14 protein-coding genes are annotated in these 18,061 nt (G+C 67.0%); 4 read left to right on the top strand and 10 right to left on the bottom strand.

The annotated features are described in order from the left end of the window. The first annotated feature begins 173 nt into the window (after positions 1–173). Positions 174–422, top strand: coding sequence for a hypothetical protein (locus SACCYDRAFT_RS08340; protein ID WP_005455344.1), 249 nt, complete (start codon positions 174–176; stop codon positions 420–422). A 97-nt stretch (positions 423–519) separates the two neighbouring features. Here the strand turns inward: SACCYDRAFT_RS08340 and SACCYDRAFT_RS08335 are convergent, their stop codons facing one another. The 5 genes from SACCYDRAFT_RS08335 to SACCYDRAFT_RS08315 all read right to left on the bottom strand — a co-directional run bounded on the left by SACCYDRAFT_RS08335 (position 520) and on the right by SACCYDRAFT_RS08315 (position 7,515). Beyond that, a complete protein-coding gene (locus SACCYDRAFT_RS08335) occupies positions 520–2,682 on the bottom strand; it encodes a UvrD-helicase domain-containing protein (RefSeq protein WP_005455342.1) in 2,163 nt (720 codons plus the stop codon). Positions 2,683–2,985: 303 nt separating this feature from the next. Beyond that, positions 2,986–4,194 carry an McrC family protein gene (locus SACCYDRAFT_RS08330; protein WP_005455340.1) on the bottom strand — a complete coding sequence of 403 codons (1,209 nt, stop codon included), beginning with the start codon at positions 4,192–4,194 and terminating at the stop codon, positions 2,986–2,988. Further along, positions 4,191–5,969, bottom strand: a complete 1,779-nt coding sequence (locus SACCYDRAFT_RS08325; RefSeq protein WP_232283800.1) for a DUF4357 domain-containing protein — start codon at positions 5,967–5,969, stop codon at positions 4,191–4,193. Before SACCYDRAFT_RS08325 ends, SACCYDRAFT_RS08330 begins: the two co-directional genes overlap by 4 nt. A gap of 259 nt (positions 5,970–6,228) precedes the next feature. After that, positions 6,229–6,951 carry a GntR family transcriptional regulator gene (locus SACCYDRAFT_RS08320; RefSeq protein ID WP_005455337.1) on the bottom strand — a complete coding sequence of 241 codons (723 nt, stop codon included), beginning with the start codon at positions 6,949–6,951 and terminating at the stop codon, positions 6,229–6,231. 30 nt (positions 6,952–6,981) lie between these two features. Next, the gene (locus SACCYDRAFT_RS08315; RefSeq protein ID WP_005455335.1) at positions 6,982–7,515 is read right to left on the bottom strand and encodes a UTRA domain-containing protein; all 534 of its coding nucleotides are present in this window, start codon (positions 7,513–7,515) and stop codon (positions 6,982–6,984) included. Positions 7,516–7,733: 218 nt separating this feature from the next. On the opposite strand from SACCYDRAFT_RS08315, the gene SACCYDRAFT_RS25750 reads away from it, so the two are divergent. Beyond that, complete coding sequence (locus SACCYDRAFT_RS25750; protein WP_005455325.1) at positions 7,734–7,991, top strand: zinc finger protein; 258 nt, start codon at positions 7,734–7,736, stop codon at positions 7,989–7,991. Next, complete coding sequence (locus SACCYDRAFT_RS08310; protein WP_005455323.1) at positions 7,988–8,203, top strand: hypothetical protein; 216 nt, start codon at positions 7,988–7,990, stop codon at positions 8,201–8,203. Before SACCYDRAFT_RS25750 ends, SACCYDRAFT_RS08310 begins: the two co-directional genes overlap by 4 nt. A gap of 265 nt (positions 8,204–8,468) precedes the next feature. On the opposite strand, the gene SACCYDRAFT_RS08305 is transcribed toward SACCYDRAFT_RS08310, so the two are convergent. Both SACCYDRAFT_RS08305 and SACCYDRAFT_RS25745 read right to left on the bottom strand, forming a co-directional pair. Next, positions 8,469–9,104: a DUF3558 domain-containing protein gene (locus tag SACCYDRAFT_RS08305; protein ID WP_043536295.1), complete on the bottom strand. Its 636-nt coding sequence runs from the start codon at positions 9,102–9,104 to the stop codon at positions 8,469–8,471. Further along, the gene (locus SACCYDRAFT_RS25745) at positions 9,104–9,562 is read right to left on the bottom strand and encodes a hypothetical protein (protein WP_005455319.1); all 459 of its coding nucleotides are present in this window, start codon (positions 9,560–9,562) and stop codon (positions 9,104–9,106) included. The genes SACCYDRAFT_RS08305 and SACCYDRAFT_RS25745 overlap by 1 nt, the downstream gene beginning before the upstream one ends. 366 nt (positions 9,563–9,928) lie before the next feature. On the opposite strand from SACCYDRAFT_RS25745, the gene SACCYDRAFT_RS08300 reads away from it, so the two are divergent. Then, complete coding sequence (locus tag SACCYDRAFT_RS08300; protein ID WP_043537153.1) at positions 9,929–10,396, top strand: NUDIX hydrolase; 468 nt, start codon at positions 9,929–9,931, stop codon at positions 10,394–10,396. A 59-nt stretch (positions 10,397–10,455) separates the two neighbouring features. Here the strand turns inward: SACCYDRAFT_RS08300 and SACCYDRAFT_RS08295 are convergent, their stop codons facing one another. The 3 genes from SACCYDRAFT_RS08295 to SACCYDRAFT_RS08285 all read right to left on the bottom strand — a co-directional run bounded on the left by SACCYDRAFT_RS08295 (position 10,456) and on the right by SACCYDRAFT_RS08285 (position 18,050). Beyond that, entirely contained in the window at positions 10,456–10,926 is a 471-nt protein-coding gene (locus SACCYDRAFT_RS08295; protein ID WP_005455315.1) for an Imm1 family immunity protein, read from the bottom strand. A 114-nt stretch (positions 10,927–11,040) separates the two neighbouring features. Beyond that, positions 11,041–15,150 carry an Eco57I restriction-modification methylase domain-containing protein gene (locus SACCYDRAFT_RS08290; RefSeq protein ID WP_005455313.1) on the bottom strand — a complete coding sequence of 1,370 codons (4,110 nt, stop codon included), beginning with the start codon at positions 15,148–15,150 and terminating at the stop codon, positions 11,041–11,043. After that, a complete protein-coding gene (locus tag SACCYDRAFT_RS08285) occupies positions 15,150–18,050 on the bottom strand; it encodes a DEAD/DEAH box helicase (protein WP_005455311.1) in 2,901 nt (966 codons plus the stop codon). Before SACCYDRAFT_RS08285 ends, SACCYDRAFT_RS08290 begins: the two co-directional genes overlap by 1 nt. Between the last annotated feature and the right edge of the window lie 11 nt (positions 18,051–18,061).

The raw sequence follows: 18,061 nt of genomic DNA, 5'->3' as shown, positions 1-18,061 counted from the left end.
CTAGCCGGGGATTGTCGGCACCCACTCCGTTCTGGTGCGCCGACCGTCGGTGGAAACGTCTTGGAGCGCCACGACGACTCACCATCGGAGTGCGCCGGCGAACGATCGTCTCCGGCCAGGGTGTCCCTACCGGCGCGGGAGACGCCGTGCATTCGACCGTGAGGAGTGAACCTGTGGCACGAACCAAACCCGGCATCAAGTCGGTCAAGATCGAAAACCTGAACATCTGGGCCGACGGCGACGGCATGATTCATCTGACGACCGACGATCCCGACGTCCGGGACGACTTCAAGAACACCTACGTGTCCAACAACCCGGACCACCTCAGGTACCACCCCGCGCTGTACGCGCGGCTGGCGCGCATCCTCCGCCGGTTCGACAAGGAGGTGCCAGGCTGGGAGGACGAACCGGCGGCGAACTAGCACCTCCGAGGCCGGGGAAACGGCCGGAGAGGCGTAGGGGACAGCGCACCGACCCCGACCCACACATGGGCGGCCGATCATCACTCCGCCGCCCGTGTCAACGATCTCCGCCGGTCACCGACGACAGGAACGGGCTGCTCTCGCCGCTCCACGACACCACGAGCCGCTCCCTGGCCCGTGTGCATGCGACGAAGAGCAGGCAGCGTTCCTTCAGCAGGTCGCTGGCGTGCGCGACACTGTCCACCTCCACAGGTGTGACGTCCCTGGTGAAGGGAACGGCGCCCGCGGTAACACCGACGACGGCCACGCAGCGGAACTCCAGGCCTTTCATGGCGTGCATACTCGCCAGCCGCACGCCGTCGACGTGCGCGCCCGGCCGGTCTTTGACCTTGACGGCTGGAATGCCCTCGGCCGCCAACCGATCGCGCACCTTGTCCAGTAGGACGTTGAACCGCGTGCACACGGCGATCTCGTCAGCCCGAACCCCCTGCCTCAGCCAGGCCTGCACATGCTCCACCAGCGCGGTGATCTCGTCCTGCTCGCTCGCGTAACCACCGACCACGGGGCGGGTGCCGCGCAGCAGCGAGCGATAACCGATCAGGGTGTCGTCGCCGTCACCACCCAGATCCTCGACGTTCGTGTCGGCGAGCACCCCGACCGACCAGGACAGGATCTCGGCCGTGCTTCGGTAGTTGATCCGCAAGCGACTACTACGCCCGACCACGGGGACGCCGAGAGCCCGCAGCGACACTCGGGAATCGTAGATGCGCTGGTGGGGGTCGCCGGTGATGAACAGGTCGTCCGGGCCCTCGGCGACGGCGGCGCGCACCACCCGCCACTGCACCGGGTGCAGGTCCTGAGCTTCGTCGACGACGGCGTGGTCGTAGTGGTGCGGGCCGGGCTCGGCTCCGCCGAGCAGATCGGCCGCGTGGGCGCAGATCTGGAGATGCGTGGTCTTGCCTTCCGACCGCAGATCAGTACGGAACTCCTCCACAGCACGCCAGAGCTGCCGCCGCTGCGCCGACCGCAGCGCGGAGCCGCGTCCCCTCCGGGCAGCTCTCAGGTAGTCCTGCTCGCTGGTGATGTTCTGGGCCAGGATGACGTGCCGGAACTCCTGCGCGAGGAACTGATCACCCCACGGAAGGCCGAGGCGCCGACTGATCCGCCGCCAGAGTTGCCGCTCGTCGATGTCGGTGATGGGATTCTGAGCGCGCCCCGTGGAGTCGCGCACGATCCGGTTGGCGAACGCGTCCACAGTGGTCACGTGCACCCGGGCCAACCTCGTCTCGTCGTGGTCGAGCAGCAGCGCCAGGTTCTCACGCAGCATGTCGGCCAGCGCATTGGTGAAGGTGGTCAGCAGGATGCGGCTGTCCGGCGACCGGGACAGCAGATGCTTGACCCGATGCAGGGCGACGACGGTCTTTCCGGTACCCGGACCGCCGCTGACCTGTGCGGGACCGCTGTAGGAGGGGCGGTAGGCAACGCGGCGCTGTGACGGGTGCAGAAACACCCGCCATGCCGCGAACGGCTTGTCGAGGATGTCGGCGAGTTCGTCGGGACCCGTGACGAGGGTGATGCGGCTGGTGGTGTTGCGGATGGCCATTTCGAGGCTGTCCTCGGTACCGGCCTCGGCCGGGACCTCGGCGGGCCGCCGCACGGCGACGACGTCTCGGTAGACCTCCTCGGGCGAGAAGCCCTCGGCGAGGAACTGGAGTACCTCGAACTGGTCCTCGGGAAGTACCCCGCCGAAGGCGTCGAGCTGTGCTGTGTCGGTGATCGCCCTGGCGGCACGCAACACCTGATCGTCGATGCCGAGGTCGCGCAACACGGTGTCGGAGTGGCGGGCGAACAGCCGGGTCGGCACCTGCGCGGAGGCCTCCTCCAGCGAGGGCGTGAGTTGTTCGATGGCGACGACGTTGCGCACTTCCAGCGCGCGGGTTGCGGTGTTGACGGTGTAGAGGCGCTTGGCTGCCCACCCGTAAGCTTCGTCGTGCGGGACGACGCTGAGCAGCAGGAAGGTATCGCTGCCGTCGTCCGGAGCGAGAACGACGCCACGCCAGAACTGGGTGACTCGAATGGTCCGCATCCGCGGATCGCGAGCATTCTCCACTGTTTCCAGGTGCAGGCCCTTGTCCGCGTTCAGCTGCGCGATCGAGAGCTGCTGGAATTTGGCCATCGCCTTCCGGACGCCGGCCTTGACCTGCTTGTCGAGTACGTCGTAGGTCTCCCAGAAGCTGCTGGCGAACGCGAGTGCGGGCATGGTTGCCGATCATATTGGCTCATTGATCAGCAGGGCTAGCTTTCGGTGCCACTCGTCCGGATGGCCATCCACAGTGCCGGTCAGCGAGGTGCCGCGACAGCCTGCGGCGCTAACAGCACAGCGCCACGAGGTCCCACTCGTTGGTCGAACCAGCTCACGCGCCTACAAGGCGGCAACCGTCATCGTCTATCCGCACAGCAGTCACAGTGCACCGAACTGATCTCTCCGAGAGATTCTTCAGAGGCATCGGAAAACATATCCATCGTGCGACTATTCGTTCACATGCCCCGGTTACAGCAATTCCTATGTCACGGTCAGTCGTTCCACCAACCGCCGTGCCACCGCCCGTACATCGGCGAGTAACCCCGCGGGCGGCTGGTCGAGGTCGAGAGCGTGTTGGTGGAGGGTGATGCCCGCGTGTTTCACGCGGTGGGACCCGTGTGGTGCATTCCCTTTCGCGTAGACGAGATGCCCTTCGGACAGGTTCAGCGCCGTGCAGTAGGCCAGCATCTGATACAGGTCGGCGTCGGGGAAACCCGCCGGTTTCTCGGCCTTGTACTTGGCGTCGGCCACGGCCACCGGCGTGCCGCCGTCGGTGTAGGCGACGAGGTCGGGGACCATGCGGATCGTCTCGCGCTCGTCCAGGTGGTGCGTGGCCTGCCGGACGCAATGGCCCCCGAAGTCGTCGGTCCCGGCGAGTGCGTCGCGCAACGCGAGGGTGACGAAGTCCTCGAACACCTTCGCCAGGTCGAACAGGAAACCGTGCACGGTCACCTCGCCGGGCCGGTGTTCGATCGACGCCCCGCGCAACACGAGATCGGCCAGCCGGAGCGCGTCGTGGTAGCGGACGTTGAGCCGGCTGGGCCGCCACGCGGGCAGGCGATCGCCGTGTCGAACCAGGGTGACCTCGCCGAGTCTCACGCGCAGCCGCAGCAGCCGCCCGCGCACGTCGACGGGGATGCCGGGCAACCGGAGCAAGGCTTCGCAGGCGGTGCGCAGTAACCGGTTCTCCGCGATGTCGGTGGTGTACTCGTCGTGGGCGAGCTCCAGCGGAACGAGTCTGCCGTGGTGTCGGCGGACCTGCTCGGCGTGCCGGATACGGCCGCGCACGACGAGTGCGGTGTCCTCGGTCTCGCGGTAGCCCTTGAGCAGTCCCTGGCGCAACGCTCGCTCGGCCTGCCGCGTGAACAGCCGGGCGAACGCGGGCAGCAGGTGTTCGTCCTCGTCCACGCGCACGTTCTCGGTGTGCCACCGGCCCTGCCCGTAGCCGGCGAGGAACAGCAGCCGGGCGATCGGAAGCTTGGGCGCTATCCGCACGGTGATCACTTGGCCACCGCCGAAGCGGACCGCCACGGCGCCGACCAGGTTCTTCGCCCGCAGCCGCCACGTCCCCGGCACGTCCGCGTCCGGGGCCGCGTCCACGACGCCGGAGTGCGCCAGCGCCCGCCCGGCGGCGTCGTCCAGTGGCACCGGCAGCGCCGGGCCGTGTTCGGTGAGTTCGACGGCCGTCATCGCGGTGTCGACTGCTGTGACGCGGCGACGGCGGCGCGCAGTGCCCGCAGCCCGTAGTGTTGTTCGACGTCGAGTCCCTCGCCGTAGTGGTGCTCCTCCAGCAGCGGGAGGATCTTCGTGCGCCAGGTGCGCTCCAACCCACCGTCCCGGTAGACGCCCTTGCGCATGAGGTAGGAGGGGCCGACCTGGAAGTCCGGGTCGTCGATCCGTGCGTTGAGTGCGTCGAGCAGGTCGGCGGGTTCGGGATCGCGGCCTTCGCGGGCCAGCCAGCGGCGCAGCAGCCCGGCGGTGGGTTCGGTGCGCGGGGAGAGTTCGACGAACGAGAAGCGCCTCCGCATGGCCGCGTCCACGAGCGCGATGGACCGGTCGGCGGTGTTCATGGTGCCGATGACGAACAGGTTCGGTGGCAGCGCGAAGTCGTCGCCGGAGTAGGTCAGCCGCACCGAGCGGTTGCGGTATTCCAGCAGGAAGTACAGCTCACCGAACACCTTCGCGAGATTGGCGCGGTTGATCTCGTCGATCACGAGGAAGTGCGGGATGTGCCTGTTGCCCTCCTTGGCCGCGGTGTCGGCGAGTTCCCGCAGCGGGCCGTCGGTGATCCGGAACGCGACCTCGCGGGTGACCGGGTCCTCCTGCGGCCGGAAGCCCTCGAAGAAGTCCTCGTAGGAGTAGGAGGGGTGGAACTGCACGAGCTTGACCTGCTCCGGCCCACCACCGAAGTACTCGGCGAGTTTGAGCGCCAGGTAGGTCTTGCCGGTGCCGGGCGGGCCGTAGAAGACGAGCTGGCGCTCGTCCCAGAGCAGGTCGCGCACTTCCCGCAACCACGCGACGTCGTGGACGAGCAGCTCGACGGCGAGTTGCTCCGTCGGTTCGGGCAGCTCCAGCTCGCGGCGGGCGAGTGCGGCCAGCTCGGCGCTGGAGTCTCCTTCCGACTCGTGCACCTCGTCGGCCAGTTCCTCATCGCTGCGCCCCAACCCGGCGACCAGGCTCGCAACGGCGGTGAGGTCTACCACGTCGTGTTGGACGGACAACTTCTGTTGCAGTTCTTCGGGAAGCTCGTGGTAGTCGTAGGCGATGGCCTGCCACTCGACCGGACGGCGCAGATTCGAGCGGCCTCCCTCCGAGGTCGACTGCTCCGCGTCACCGGTGATCTCTCCGACGTAGAGCCGGCTGTTGGAGATCGAGCAGACAGTGTCTCCAGGCTTCATCCTGGACAGGAAAATGTGCAGGTCCTCGATCAACTGGCTTCGCTGGCTGTACGTGAGAATGGACGCGTAGTCCTCCTCCACGGCCGTGCGCAGCTCGTCTTTACTGATGCCTTGCTGAATGCCGTCGCGGAGATGACCGGCCGCGACGCTCACCTGCCCTGCGGGAAGCCACAATCGCTGCACGAGATCGAGGCCGGAAACGTTGGAACCACGCACCAACCACGTGCGGTTCGGGCCGTGCCAGGACGCTGGGAGGTAATCGGACAGTGGGTGCCCCTCCGAGCTCTTCCACTCCTGCCACCCGTTGGAACTGCGCCCAACCAAGATCTCCGCGGCGGCCGAGGGCGAATTGCAGGTGATGTCCTCGGTCGTCTCCAGGTACCCGGGGTAGGTCGACGACTGGACGATCCGACCCTCGCTGATCAACTGCTCGCGAAGCGCGTAGGAGGAGCGCATCCGGTCGGGAAACGACGGCACGATCTCGGGCCGAACCGGGGACCCAGCACATACCATGAACTGCTGACTGCCGTTGGTCCCCTTCTCCTCCAGCAGATGTCCACGCGCCATGGGACCGCCATAGGGCAAGCGGAGCCGGAACTCAGGATATGCGCTGGACATCGAACTCCCTCGCTATCTGCGTGGCTGACTGGAACCACCCGTTCGCCATGATCTTCCACTCACATGGTCGCTCGCAGCTCGGCGAGTGTTTCAGGCTGCCGTAGCCTGGTTCGGACCACTGTGCCGTCTCCCCCGTCATCGACGACGTTGGCGATGAGCGTCGCAGGCTCTCCTCGACACTGAGATCGGCGCTTCTGTGGTCCAAGCTCTACTCATCCTCGACTGTTTGGCGATACAGCAGTTCGTAGAGGTGCCCGCCTTTGATGAGAACAGAGGCTTCGACGGGGCGTTCGTTGTCGCTGTAGACGACACGCAACTGTCGGATCACCGGCGTTCCGGCAGGAAGCTCCAGCGTTTCGAGTTCGTCCACGGTCGGGGCACGTACCGAAATCCGGTCGACGAAATTCCGTTGCGGAAATCCGAGGTCGGCGAGCACTCGGGGTGCTCCGCCGGTGATTTTCGCTGCTTTCGCCAGGCTGCTGCCTGCGGCGATCCCGGCGGGATAGTAGGACGCGGACAGTTCCACCGGCTGTTCGTCGTGGAAGAGGATCCTGGTGCGGACGATCGCGGTCGAGCCTGGTTCCAGTTGTAGTCCGTCGGCGATGTCCGCGGGCGGGGTGACGGTGTCGACGCTGAGTAGCTGGTAACGGAACCGGCCTGGCGTGGGCGTGATGTAGGCGGCGGCGTCGATGACGAACGGCTGCCGGTCGCGAACATAGACGCCTTTGCCGACGCGGCTGTCGAGGAAGCCTTCGTCCTTCAACGCCTTCAGAGCTTGCTGGATCGTGGCGTTCGCCGCGCCGTACCGCGCTACGAGTTCTGCGGTGGACGGCAGTTGCGTACCTGCGCTCAGTTCGCCCCGCATGATGAGATCGCGCAGTTCTGCGGCTATCTGCTGATGCCGGGGCCGGGTGTCACGTGCGCGGGGCAAAATCGGCTCCTGGGGACGTCGTCAGGGTGATCACAGTGTCAGCTCGTAGCGCAGCCGTCGATTGTCGGACACCATCGTCATCACGCTGGCTTCGACAGGCAGATCGTTGTCGGTGCTGAGGGTGCGCGAGAGCAGCAACACGCAGGACGGGTCGCTGAGCTGTAGCACTGTCCGTTCGTACGGGGCGGCCAGACGCGCGCTGACGTCTTCACGAACGCGACGAGGCGGATAGCCAAGGTCCGCCAGGAAAGCGACGGCACCACCGGGGATCTTCCGAGGATCGGCCAACCTGGTGTTCCGAGCGATCCCCGCCGGATAGTACGAGTCGACGAGTTCGACCGGACGGTCGTCGAACAGCATGAGGCGACGCCTCACCACCACGGGTTCACCGGAGGCCAGGCCGAGCGCGTCGGCGACCGCCGCGGAAGCGGCCACCTCGTCCACACCCAGCATCCGCTGGGTTCCGGTGCCGCCGTGCGCTGCCGCCTCAGCGCTCCAGGCGTCAGCGCGGTGACCACTCACATACGGCATCGACACGCTTGTCCACGGGCTGGCGCTGGTCATCGCTGGCCTCCTCGTGTCTCGCGGCAGATGAGTACGCCCTCGTGACCTTAACCGTAAGACAGCAAGGCCACCCAAATCTCATCTCCTTGATGCCTTATTAATATTGCAGTAAGGTTCCGCGTCAGTGGAACTACTGCACATCACCGCCGGGCCATCGCTGGAGAACTCGCTGGCTCCGGCGCCAAGGGCTGACCCGACCAAGCGTCACGGAGACAACGATGCAGCGATATCTATGGCAGCAGGCCGAGGGGCGGCGACACGCGTATGACACAGCCCGGAACCCGTCACCGAGGGCGGGAGAGTCGTTCACCGCCTTGTGCGGGCAGACCGTCGCCCCCGCACCCGAGGACATGATCGCCGGGCTGTGGCTCGCCCCCACCTGCCATGCCTGTGAATTCCAGCTCGCTGCCCGCGTGGGTTGGAGTCGTAGCGAGCTCCACCGACTCCGCATCAGCCAGGAGGGATCAACGGCGTGATCGAGAAGGACCGGATACTGCTCACCCGCGCCGGCCAGGTGAACCGCAACCTCGGCCACATTCTCGTCGAGGTCATGTGCCGCCAAAGCTGCGGTGAACTCCCCGCCGGGCCGCTACGCGAAGCCGGGCAGGCGCTCCGCACCCTCGCCGACGACATGATCGCCCGCGCCGACGAACTCGACGCCGTTCCCGCCGAGGTGACCGATGTATGACTCGCCCGCCGCCCTCCTCGATCCCCTCACCGACGAGCACCCCACCACCCAGCTCACCGCCATCGACCTCACCGACCTACCGCCCTGGCCCGTCATGACCGCGACCCGCCTGTCGCACCCGGCGATCAGCGTCTCGACACCAGAACCGGCGTTCCGGCACCTGTCCCCGATCGCTGGGCACCTGTCTCACGCTCGACCTCCTGCGCGAAGTCCTCGACGGGCTACGCCGCCTCCGATAGTCGCCGATCGGCACGCTTCGCCGAGTTCAGTTCCCCGCCTTCAGATTCTCGATCACGTCAGCAGCGACTTCGACGGCCACCTCACAGGCCTTCTGCGGGTTCTCCCGGAAAGAGACCGCCGAGACCCCGAAGGTCATGTCGTCGGCGATTCCCACCGCGAGATCACAGTCTCCCTCATGGCGAGCATCCCTAACCCCCATGTAAACAGCGGGGTAGCCCGCGATCGAAGTTTCCTCCCACAACTTGTATCGACCTTGATCACGAGCGATCTCAAGCCCTCGCAGTCCCCCTACTCCGCGTTCTTTGTTTCCCGAATCAATGCCGATACCGACGCTTCCCTCATTCTCCCCCGTCCAGCTACAACCCGGACCGGTCTGGGCGGTGATCTTGTCGTCCTCAGGCAGGCGCGGAGTCGCCTCACTCGGCGAAGTCCCCAATCTTTCGAGCATCTCCGGGGAAACAAGATCGCAAGGCCGAGACAGATACGGGGCGACGTCCAACGGATCACTGACCCGACGTTCCGGAGCCGCACTCGGCTTCGACGCACTCAACTCGCCTGTCGCGGGCTGAGCCACACCATCCGTGTCCGCCGAGCAGGAAACACCAACAGCAGCCACGGCAAGCACGGGGACGATTCGAAACCAGAAAGGATGATTACGCATCAGACTTGCTTCTTCCCGAACGACTCAGCATGAACATCATCCGACTCAGTGATCGACTTTTTGGCAGCTTCCAACTTACTCACAAAATCTGCAACATAGTCACGCATTGAATTGTTAAATTCTTCGAGCGCCGACATTTCTTCATGTAACGAATTCATAAACCCGATAGACGGCTGGTCACCAGAGGGAGCATCGGATACTCGCTGCGCCGAGGAGAAAATTTTTCGATCTTCTTCGAGTTCTTCAGCCAACGCCTTCCAGTCCGCGATGACGGCGTCGATCTCTTCTCTGTCGAAAGACCACGATCCGCCGTTTCCCTCTCCGATCATGCGCGCTGCCGTCGACATACCCAACTTCGCCATACCGGCAGGGCCACCCAGCACCGCGCCGACCGCATCGGTGGCACTGACGCCGTTGGCCATCTCATCGGAAAGAGCCTCGTACCAGTCCTCAGCCATCGTCACCCTCCCGTACTGCGTCCCCAGATCACCACGAGCGTAACCAACGCTCCACAGCGGGTCAGCGACTTCCGGCGACACACCTGCCCACCAACCGTCCTTGGCCCCTCCTCGCCCGCAGCCACCCGGCGATCAGCGTCTCAACCAGAGCCGGCACCCCGGCATAAGTCGCCAATGACTGGGCGAAGGTAACGCTCGACCTTCTCCAGAAGGTCCTCGACGGACTATGCCGACTCCCCTAGCCAGTGGTGGACGCCACTGTCAAGGAAGAATGCGACGATGTTGGTACGGCACCAATGTCGTGGTCTCGGAGAGCAGGCGGAGGCGCGCATGACCAGCGGCAAGAGATGCAACGGTGACTCGTCGATGACCGTCTCTCACGTGGACCGCCACATCGTTGACGTTCACGTTCTCCTGACCCGCCACACCAAACTGCTGCTCACCAGACGCCGGGGCGGAGCTTTCGACGGCAGGTGGCACCTGCCCTCCGGCAAGCTCGACGCGGGCGAGGACGTGCTCACCGCCGCCGCACGTGAGGCCGAAGAAGAGGTCGGCGTGCTGATCGACCCTGACGACCTCACCCACGTCCACACCATTCACGTCAACGGTTCCGGTCCCGAACCTCGCCTCGGCCTGTTCTTCGCCGCGACCAGATGGGCCGGTGAGCCGTCGAACCGCGAGCAGGGAAAGTGCTCCGGCCTCGGCTGGTTCGACCTGCACCACCTGCCGGATAACCTCATCGAGTACCCGGCCGCCGGTATCGACGCCTACCGCCAGGGAGTTTCGTTCTCGGTGCTGGGCTGGAGCGAGCGGGCACCTGCGCGCGACACCTGACCCCGCCGAGCCCCGTTCCGCGTAGTGACGACGTCCCGAGAGCTCATAGCCGAACGTCGCTACGTCGGGTCCACACCCGGCTGCCACGTGATCGACAATGGTCGTGCCGCCGTCTCCAGGAACTCGATCAGCGCCTGGGTCACCGACTCGACAGGGAGTTCACAGCGGGGCGGGAACTCGTCGGTCTCGTATACGACGGGGTGATCGGGTTCCTCACCATGGCTGTACAGGTGCACGGGCTCGGCATGATGACCGTCCGCTCCCCGGTAACTGATCGCGCCTCTCCGACCGTGAACGCCCACGATCACCGAGTGATCCGGCGTGGTGAGGAACTGGCCGGGGCTGTCCTCGTCGGGGATCAGCGTCTCGACACGGGGCCGCCGGGTGTGAGTGAGGAGGGCGTCGCCGACCTGCTCATCAGCCAACGTCTTGATGAACGCGCGTACATCATCGGCGTCAGCGAGTTCCACGGTCTGTTCACGTGGCGGTTGCCCCTGCTCGTGGACCCAGAACTGGGCTTGCAACGTCACGACGTGCCCCCACGGCGGCGATGAGCCAAAGCCCCACTCGCCCCGAAGCCCGGCCGTAGGCGAGATGCCTGCTGCCGGGCAAGTGCCACCAGAACGGCAAGCGCCCGCCGGGCATCAGGCGTTTCCAGCATTCGGTGCGGGGGCGTGGCGGGGGCCGTGGCCGGGAGGTGGGGTGAGGGTGGAGGTGTAGTTCTCCCCGTCGACAAGCGGGTTGTCGAGGCTCACTCCGGCTTCGGCCATACGGTCGTACTCGGCGAGGATCAGGTCCTTGGTGCGGTAGGTGCCGTACTTGGCCTCGTCTTTACGCTTGACGATCGGGAATGTGTCGAGGATGTAGTCAGCGTCCTCGCGGGAGATGCCGTAGAGGTGGAAGAACAGCGCGTCCAACTCCGCACGGATGACAGCCCGGCGCTCCTCGTCCCACCGGAACGGGGCGCCCATGTCGCCGAGGTCCCGCGCGAACGGCTCCATGTCGTAGGCGGTGTAGGTCAGTTCGAGAATTCGCAGGGCGATAAATGTTTTGAAAATCGCGAGCGCATCAGTGGCCGGAACTGGAATTTGCTGGAAATAGTTGAAGGTAAGATTGGTGCCCCCTAGCTTCTGCCGAAGAACGTAGTCACACGCTACCGAAGTCAGAGCTGCCTGAAGTAACGGCGATTCGTCACTTATTAACAGCGGCATGCTGTGCCCTACGGCAGATCGGCGAAAACATCCGGCAATGATCGTGCGCTCATCCGTACTTCTACACACGTTGCGGAACCCAAGGAGCCAATCGTGCTCCCAGTGCTTGTTCGCGAGCCGGGTGGCTACACCAGCTTCGTAGATGCGGTTGCCGTTCTTGTCGAAACGGTCGGTGGGTACGTCGGCTTCGGAAACCCAGTAGCGGGGGAGGACGACCGCGCTCGGGTCTTGCTTCTCCTCCAGGGTGAGGTCGTGGACGTCGCCCTTTTCGTCGTAGGTGGCCCAGCGGTGGTCGTAGTGGTGCAGCATCTTCGCCTCGTACAGCGGCAGCATGCGTTGGGCCCCCTTGGTGAAGACGTTGCCGGACAGTGTCCAGCCGTCGGCTTCCAGGTCCTCGCGGGTGCGGAAGAGGTGGGAGTCGTTGGACATGTGGAACATCGTCATGAACGACACGCCCCACGGGTTGCTGCCGCCCTGGCCGCGCTCGTCCGGTTCCTTGACCAGGACCGGAACGCGGCGGTAGATGCCGAGGGTGATCTCTGCGTCGCGGCGGGAGCGGAATACCGGGCAGGTGCCGGTGTTGGGGTTGAGGAGGGTGATCTCCTCCGGTGTCAGCGCGAACGCCTTGTCGGCCTCGTCCAGCTCTGTCGGGTCGTGCAGGAAGAACGCGAAACGTGCGGCGGGTTCACGCACCGCACGGCCCGCGAGCGACAGGATGCAGAACTTCATGCGCGAGTCCACGGCGGGGAAGAGACCGCTACGGTTCTCGAAGTCGTAGAGCGCCGCCAGCGAACCGTGCTCGACCAGATCCTTGAAGAAGTACTGCGTCGTGGCGTCGGTGGCGATACCGGTCGGCACGATCACGCCCATCCGACCTCGTGGGCCGGTCAGCATACGGTCGGCCTCCGCGAAGACCGCGTAGGTGTTGATGTCACCCCGGCCCGTGAGCGGGTAGCGACCGCCGAGGCGCAGGAAGTGACTTTCGCCCTCGGCCTTGCGCTTGGCCGCCTCGAACTCCGCATACAGCGCACTGCGGTCGGGATCGTCCTTCAACGCGGCGATGAGTTTCTTGCGAGCGGCGGCGTTTCTCGCTTTGGCGATCTCCTCGTCGCGCTGGGCGAAGAACTCCTGTTCCTGAAGCTTGATGCGCTCCCACGGCGGGTTCCCCAGCACACACGAGAAGCCGCCCGACCAGCCGCTGTCCTCGGCCACGTCCGCGCCGTTGTCCGGCACGGTGAACACGTCCGGGAACTCCAGGTGCCAGTGGAAGAACTTGTACGCCTCGCGCAGGTGCGTGATCTCGTCGTGGGTGCTCTGCGGGGCCGCGTCGGCGTCCGGGTCCTGGAGGTTGCGGAAGACCTCCTCGGTGACCGCGAGCGGCGCGTCGGGCGTCTTGCGCCACAGGAACGCCGCACACCACGCGTCGGCCACGTGCAGCGCCTGCCGGTACTCCGGTGACTCGGCGAACTCGCGGTAGGCCGACTCCTGGCGGCGCACGTCCGCCAGCACGTCCGCGCGCGCCTCGGTGATGCGGCGCACGCCCGTGGCGAACGCCGTGTTCGCCACCTTCGCCTCGCTCGCCAGATCGAACAGGCTGTGCTGGCCCACGCGTTCAGCCTTGTTCTGCTTCTCCAGCGCCCTGGCGAACTTCTTGTCGTCGCCCTCGATCGACTTGAACGCCTCGTCCGGGATGCCTTTCCGCAGCAGCTTCGGGGTCGCGCCGAGCAGGGCGTTACCGCACTTGACGTGCGCGTCGAGGAAGCTCAGCGGCTTACCCGGTTCCAGCGCCTCCAGCCACAGCGACACCTTCGTCAGCTCCACGGCCATCGGGTTGAGGTCCACGCCGTAGATGCAGCGGGCGATCACCTCGTGCAGCGCATGGCGCACGGCGTCCACCGTCGGCTCCGGGTTGCGCTCCCGCACCGCCGCCACCCGCTTGGCGATACGCCGAGCCGCCGCCACGAGGAAATGCCCGGAGCCGCAAGCCGGGTCGCACACCGTCAGCGACAGCAGCTCACGGGTGATCGCCTCCGTGGCGTCCGCCTGGCCCGCGGTCGAGGCCGCCTGCTCGCCGCGCTTCACCGCGTCGTCGATCACCGGGTCCAATGTGGAGTTCAGCAGGCACTCGATGAGCGGGGCCGGGGTGTAGTAGGAGCCGGTGGTCTTGCGGTCGTTGCCCGCCAGCTCCTCCAGCGTGAACTCGCGGTCGATGGCGCTGTGCTTCGGCACGAGTTCCAGCAGCGACTCGTAGATGGAACCCAGCTCCTCGGCGCCGAGGTGCTGGTAGTCCACCGGGCGCACCCGGCGGGAGCCGACATCGCGGATCTGCGCCAGGTGCCGCACGGCCGCCAGTAGGTACTCGTTCGACAACGACAGACTCCGCAGCGGGGCGTCGGCGTCGGTGTCGTCGAAGATGCCACCGAGGCCGGGCAGAGCGAGTTCGGGGCGGCCGTGCTCGTCGCCGAGCGCGTCCAGCACGATCCGCAGCGCCCGATACAGGTCGTCGTGCGCGGTGCCCCGGCGGCGTCGCGCGTGCGCGCGCAGCCGCGCCGTCGAGAAGTACTTCGCGTAGCGCTGCTTGGCCATCTCGTCCGCGTCCTGCGGGTGCAGGGCTTTGCGGTCCTCGGCGACGAACACGAACAGCAGCCGATACACCAGTCGCAGCAGGGCGGCGTGCAGCGCCTGCACGTCGACGTTCTCGCGCAGCCGGGTGTTGTCCGGGTGCCGCAGGAACCCCGTGCCGAGCGTGGTGATGGCCTGCCGCACGCTCTCCCGGAGCTGGTCCAGCGCCCGCGTGCCCGAGGTGATGGCGTCGAGTCGCCAGCGTTCCAGCCAGCACGTCGCCGGGGACGCGCCGTCGGCGACGGCGAAGCGGGAGACGTGCAGCAGCCGATACAGCAGCACGAACTCGCTGAACAGCTCGCCGTCGAAGATGGCTTCCAGGTCGAACTCGACGTAGGAGGCGGTGGCCAGGGCGCTGGAGTCGCGCAACAACCGCAACTGGCGGCCGTTGGTGACCACACCCCACAAATGGTTCTCCGTGCGGTTGAGGCATTCCTGCACCAGCGACTGCGGCGGCACCGTGCCCGCGCCGCCGGGTCTGCGGTCCAGCGAGTGGTGCCACGCCGCCAGGTGCACGGGCACGTGGTTCCAGCGGTGGCTGACGGGGAAGGTCTTGCCCGTGGTGGCGTGGTCGTCGGCGGGGATGCCGGACGATCCGAGCGAGGTGAGTTCCCCGAAGCCGAGTTCGGAGAACAGCGGCGCCAGCCACTGCGAGCCGGCCAGGCCGGTGACGTCCTGCGGGGTCTCCGACTCCGGGGCGCGCGGCAGCTTCCGCCGCAGCTCCACCCACACCGAGCGCAGGTAGTCCCAGTGACGTTCCGCCTCGTCGCTCACCGAGCGCGAACCCACCACGCGGTAGTCCGACGGCAGGCTGCCGCTGACGTCCTTGCCCTCGGAGATGCGCGCCAGCATGTCGGCGGGCAGCAGGCCGCCCACAGTGTGGACGGCGGAGAAAACCTGGTTACGGGTGACAGCGGACATCAGGCGTTCACTCCCGAAGCGGGCAGGTAGACGTAGGCGCCGAGGACATCGGCGGGTTTCTGGGCGGTGACGCTCACGCCACGCACGATCTCGCCGGAGGCACTGCGCACGCGGCGATGCGAGGCCAGCAGCTCCGCGGCCAGCTCGTCGCCGTAGCCGGAAAGGTGCGCGGTGGTGGCGTCCAGGTCGTCGAGCACACGTTGCATGGTGCGCTCCGCGAAAGCCGGATCGGTGTTCTCGTCGGCGGAGGCCTCCAGCAGCGCCACGGCGTCGTCGCCCGCCAGCCACGTCGCGTTCGACGGCGAACCCTGGAAGGCGAGCAGGCGGGCGTCCTCGGCCACGAGCTGCCGCTCGCCCGTCCGCGACGGCAACGTGAGATGGAAGCGGTAACGCACCAGCAGCAGCGTCGTGCGGGTGTCCACGGCCCTCGTGCGGATCACGCCGCAGCGGCGGGCGGGGCGGGGGCCGCTCGCCTTCTCGTCGAGCGCGGCGTTGAGCACGTATCCCGCGACGGCGCCGACCACGGGATCGGTGCGCACCAGGGCGGCCTCACCCCGCGCCACCGCCGCCGTGTCCCGGAACGGCACCGGTTTGCCCGTCTCCACCACGTCACCGCCCAGCAGCGGGGCGAGCGCGTCGCGCAACCCGGCCGGCGTGCCGCTGAGGTCCGCGGTGAACCCGCCCGCACCGTCGTCGCGCAGCACGGCCTCCAGCGCCGACAGCGCGTGCCGGACGAAACCACGCACCTCGGCCGCGCGGCCCAGCACGTCGCGCACCGCGGCGACCTCGCGGGCCACCTCCTCCGGGTGGATGGCGCGCTGGGCGAACCGCGAACGCGACGTCTTCTCGCGCTCGGCGGCCGACTTCCAGTCGGCCTCCAACTCCGCCGCCTTGCTCTGCAACGCCTCCGCCTCGAACAAGCCCGCCTGCTCCGGCTGTTGCTTGCGCATCAACAGCCACTCCACGATCGCGTCGGTCACCCCCGCGGAGGCGGCGTCCGGGACCGACACGGAGATGCCCAGGTCCTTCTGGATCTGCCGGTGCTTCTTGATCAGGACTTCGAGCACCTTGCCGTCGATACCGTTGTCGCTGCCGTAAAGCGTGATCACCCTGACGGTGTCCCGCTTCTGGCCGTAACGGTCGACGCGGCCCTCCCGCTGGTCGTGTCGCGTGGGGTTCCAGGCCAGGTCGTAGTGCACGACGGCGTCGAAGTGGTGCTGGAGGTTCACGCCCTCCGACAGGCAGTCCGTGGCGACGAGCACCCTCCGGGCGGCGGGATCCTCCCCCGCCTCGGCGGCCAGTTCCTCGATGCGTTGCAGCCGCTGCTGCGGCGACAGGGTGCCGGTGACCGCGCGCACCAGGGTGCGCTTGCCGAGCTTGTCGTCCAGGTGCTCGGCGACGTATTCGGCCGTGGGGATGTAGCGGCAGAAGACGATCGGGTGATAGCCGTCGGCAAGCAGCGCCTTGACGTGCTTGACCAGGGCGGCGAGCTTGCGGTCCTGCTCGGGGCCCTCCAACCCGGCCGCCCGGTCAGCCAGCTCCGCCAGCCGTGCGCCCGCCTGCTCGGTCTCCGCGCCGGGGACGACGTCCAACCCCTCCAGAGCGTCACTGTCAGCCGAGTCCCTGGTCAGCGGGGCGGCGAGCCGGTCGGCCTCCTCGGCCGTGGCGGCCAGCGCCGCCGCCGAGCGGGTGCGCAGGGTCTGCGCGGCCGCCCTCGGTGACGACACCAGCGAGCGCAGCAGCGCGATCGCCGACCACCAGGCGATGCGTGCCTCCCGCTTGCCCTCCTCGCCCGCCGCGGTCACGCGCTCGCTCGCATAGGCGATGGCGTCGTCCAGCAGGGCGCGGTAGGCGGGGGTGAGCTTGTAGGTCTCGTCCTTGAAGTGGCGGTCGGAAGGGAACGCGGTGTCCTCGCGCAGGCTGTCGTCGGCCAGCCCGTCCTTCTCCCTGGTGAGGAACTGCCGCACGTCGGCCCGCCTGCGGTGCACGAAGTGCGCGGCGAGCATCCGGCGGCCCGCCTCGGTGTCCAGGTCCACTGTGGCCAGTTCGGGCCGCACCAGGCCCAGCAACGCGCGGAAGGCGCTCTCCTTGCCGCTGTGGGGCGTGGCGGTGACCAGCAGCAAGTGCCGCTCGGCGTCGGCGGCGATCTTCTCCAACAGCTCGTGCCGGAGCTGACTGGCCGTGGAAGCCCTCTCGTCCGCGGCGACACAGGTGTGAGCCTCGTCGACGATCACCAGGTCCGGGCAGTGCTTGACGAAGTCGTCACGGTGCCGCGTGGACTTGATGAAGTCCGTGGACACCACCACGTGCGGATGGCGGTCGAACAGCGACTGCCCCAGTTCGAGATTGCGCTCCAGTTTGGACACTGTGGAGGCCAGTACCAGTTCGGCGTCGATGCCGAACTTCGTGCGCAGCTCGTCCTGCCACTGCTCGGCCAGCGCGGGCGAGCACAGCACCGCCAGCCCGCGCGCGCTGCCCTGCGCCAGCAGCTCACTGGCGATCAGGCCCGCCTCGACGGTCTTGCCGATACCGACGTCGTCGGAGATCAGCATGCGCACCACCCGCTGCCGCAACGCCATCAGCAGCGGCACGAGCTGGTAGGCGCGGGGCTCCACGGCGATACCCGCCAGCGACCGGAACGGCCCCGCCCCGGAGCGGAACCCGATCCGCAACGCCGAACGCAACAAGCCCGCCGCGAGTGCGTCACCGAGATCGTCCGGCGACGGCGGGGTGAACTCGGCGTGGCGGACCTCCTCGAACGCGGGGAACACGGCCGCGACGTCGTCGTCGCCACCGCCCAGCGGGCGCAGGACCAGCATGTCGTCGGCGCTGTCCGGCAGGACGACCCACTCGCGCCCGCGTGCGGACACCAAGGATCCTGCGGTGAAGGTGGTGCTCATGTGCTGTGTTT

Origin of the sequence: Saccharomonospora cyanea NA-134 (assembly GCF_000244975.1) — a bacterium.
In the GTDB taxonomy this organism is placed as follows: domain Bacteria; phylum Actinomycetota; class Actinomycetes; order Mycobacteriales; family Pseudonocardiaceae; genus Saccharomonospora; species Saccharomonospora cyanea.
Note: the sequence above shows the minus strand (reverse complement) of the source record. Positions and strands in the feature narration are given on the sequence as shown.

Bases quoted from the DNA above. Each gene is read 5' to 3' on its own strand.
- SACCYDRAFT_RS08305 (WP_043536295.1), bottom strand. From the start codon at position 9,104: ATGCGTAATCATCCTTTCTGGTTTCGAATCGTCCCCGTGCTTGCCGTG.
- SACCYDRAFT_RS25745 (WP_005455319.1), bottom strand. From the start codon at position 9,562: ATGGCTGAGGACTGGTACGAGGCTCTTTCCGATGAGATGGCCAACGGC.
- SACCYDRAFT_RS08330 (WP_005455340.1), bottom strand. From the start codon at position 4,194: ATGACGGCCGTCGAACTCACCGAACACGGCCCGGCGCTGCCGGTGCCA.
- SACCYDRAFT_RS08300 (WP_043537153.1), top strand. From the start codon at position 9,929: ATGACCGTCTCTCACGTGGACCGCCACATCGTTGACGTTCACGTTCTC.
- SACCYDRAFT_RS08335 (WP_005455342.1), bottom strand. From the start codon at position 2,682: ATGCCCGCACTCGCGTTCGCCAGCAGCTTCTGGGAGACCTACGACGTA.
- SACCYDRAFT_RS08285 (WP_005455311.1), bottom strand. From the start codon at position 18,050: ATGAGCACCACCTTCACCGCAGGATCCTTGGTGTCCGCACGCGGGCGC.
- SACCYDRAFT_RS08325 (WP_232283800.1), bottom strand. From the start codon at position 5,969: ATGGCGCGTGGACATCTGCTGGAGGAGAAGGGGACCAACGGCAGTCAG.
- SACCYDRAFT_RS08315 (WP_005455335.1), bottom strand. From the start codon at position 7,515: ATGACCAGCGCCAGCCCGTGGACAAGCGTGTCGATGCCGTATGTGAGT.
- SACCYDRAFT_RS25750 (WP_005455325.1), top strand. From the start codon at position 7,734: ATGCAGCGATATCTATGGCAGCAGGCCGAGGGGCGGCGACACGCGTAT.
- SACCYDRAFT_RS08290 (WP_005455313.1), bottom strand. From the start codon at position 15,150: ATGTCCGCTGTCACCCGTAACCAGGTTTTCTCCGCCGTCCACACTGTG.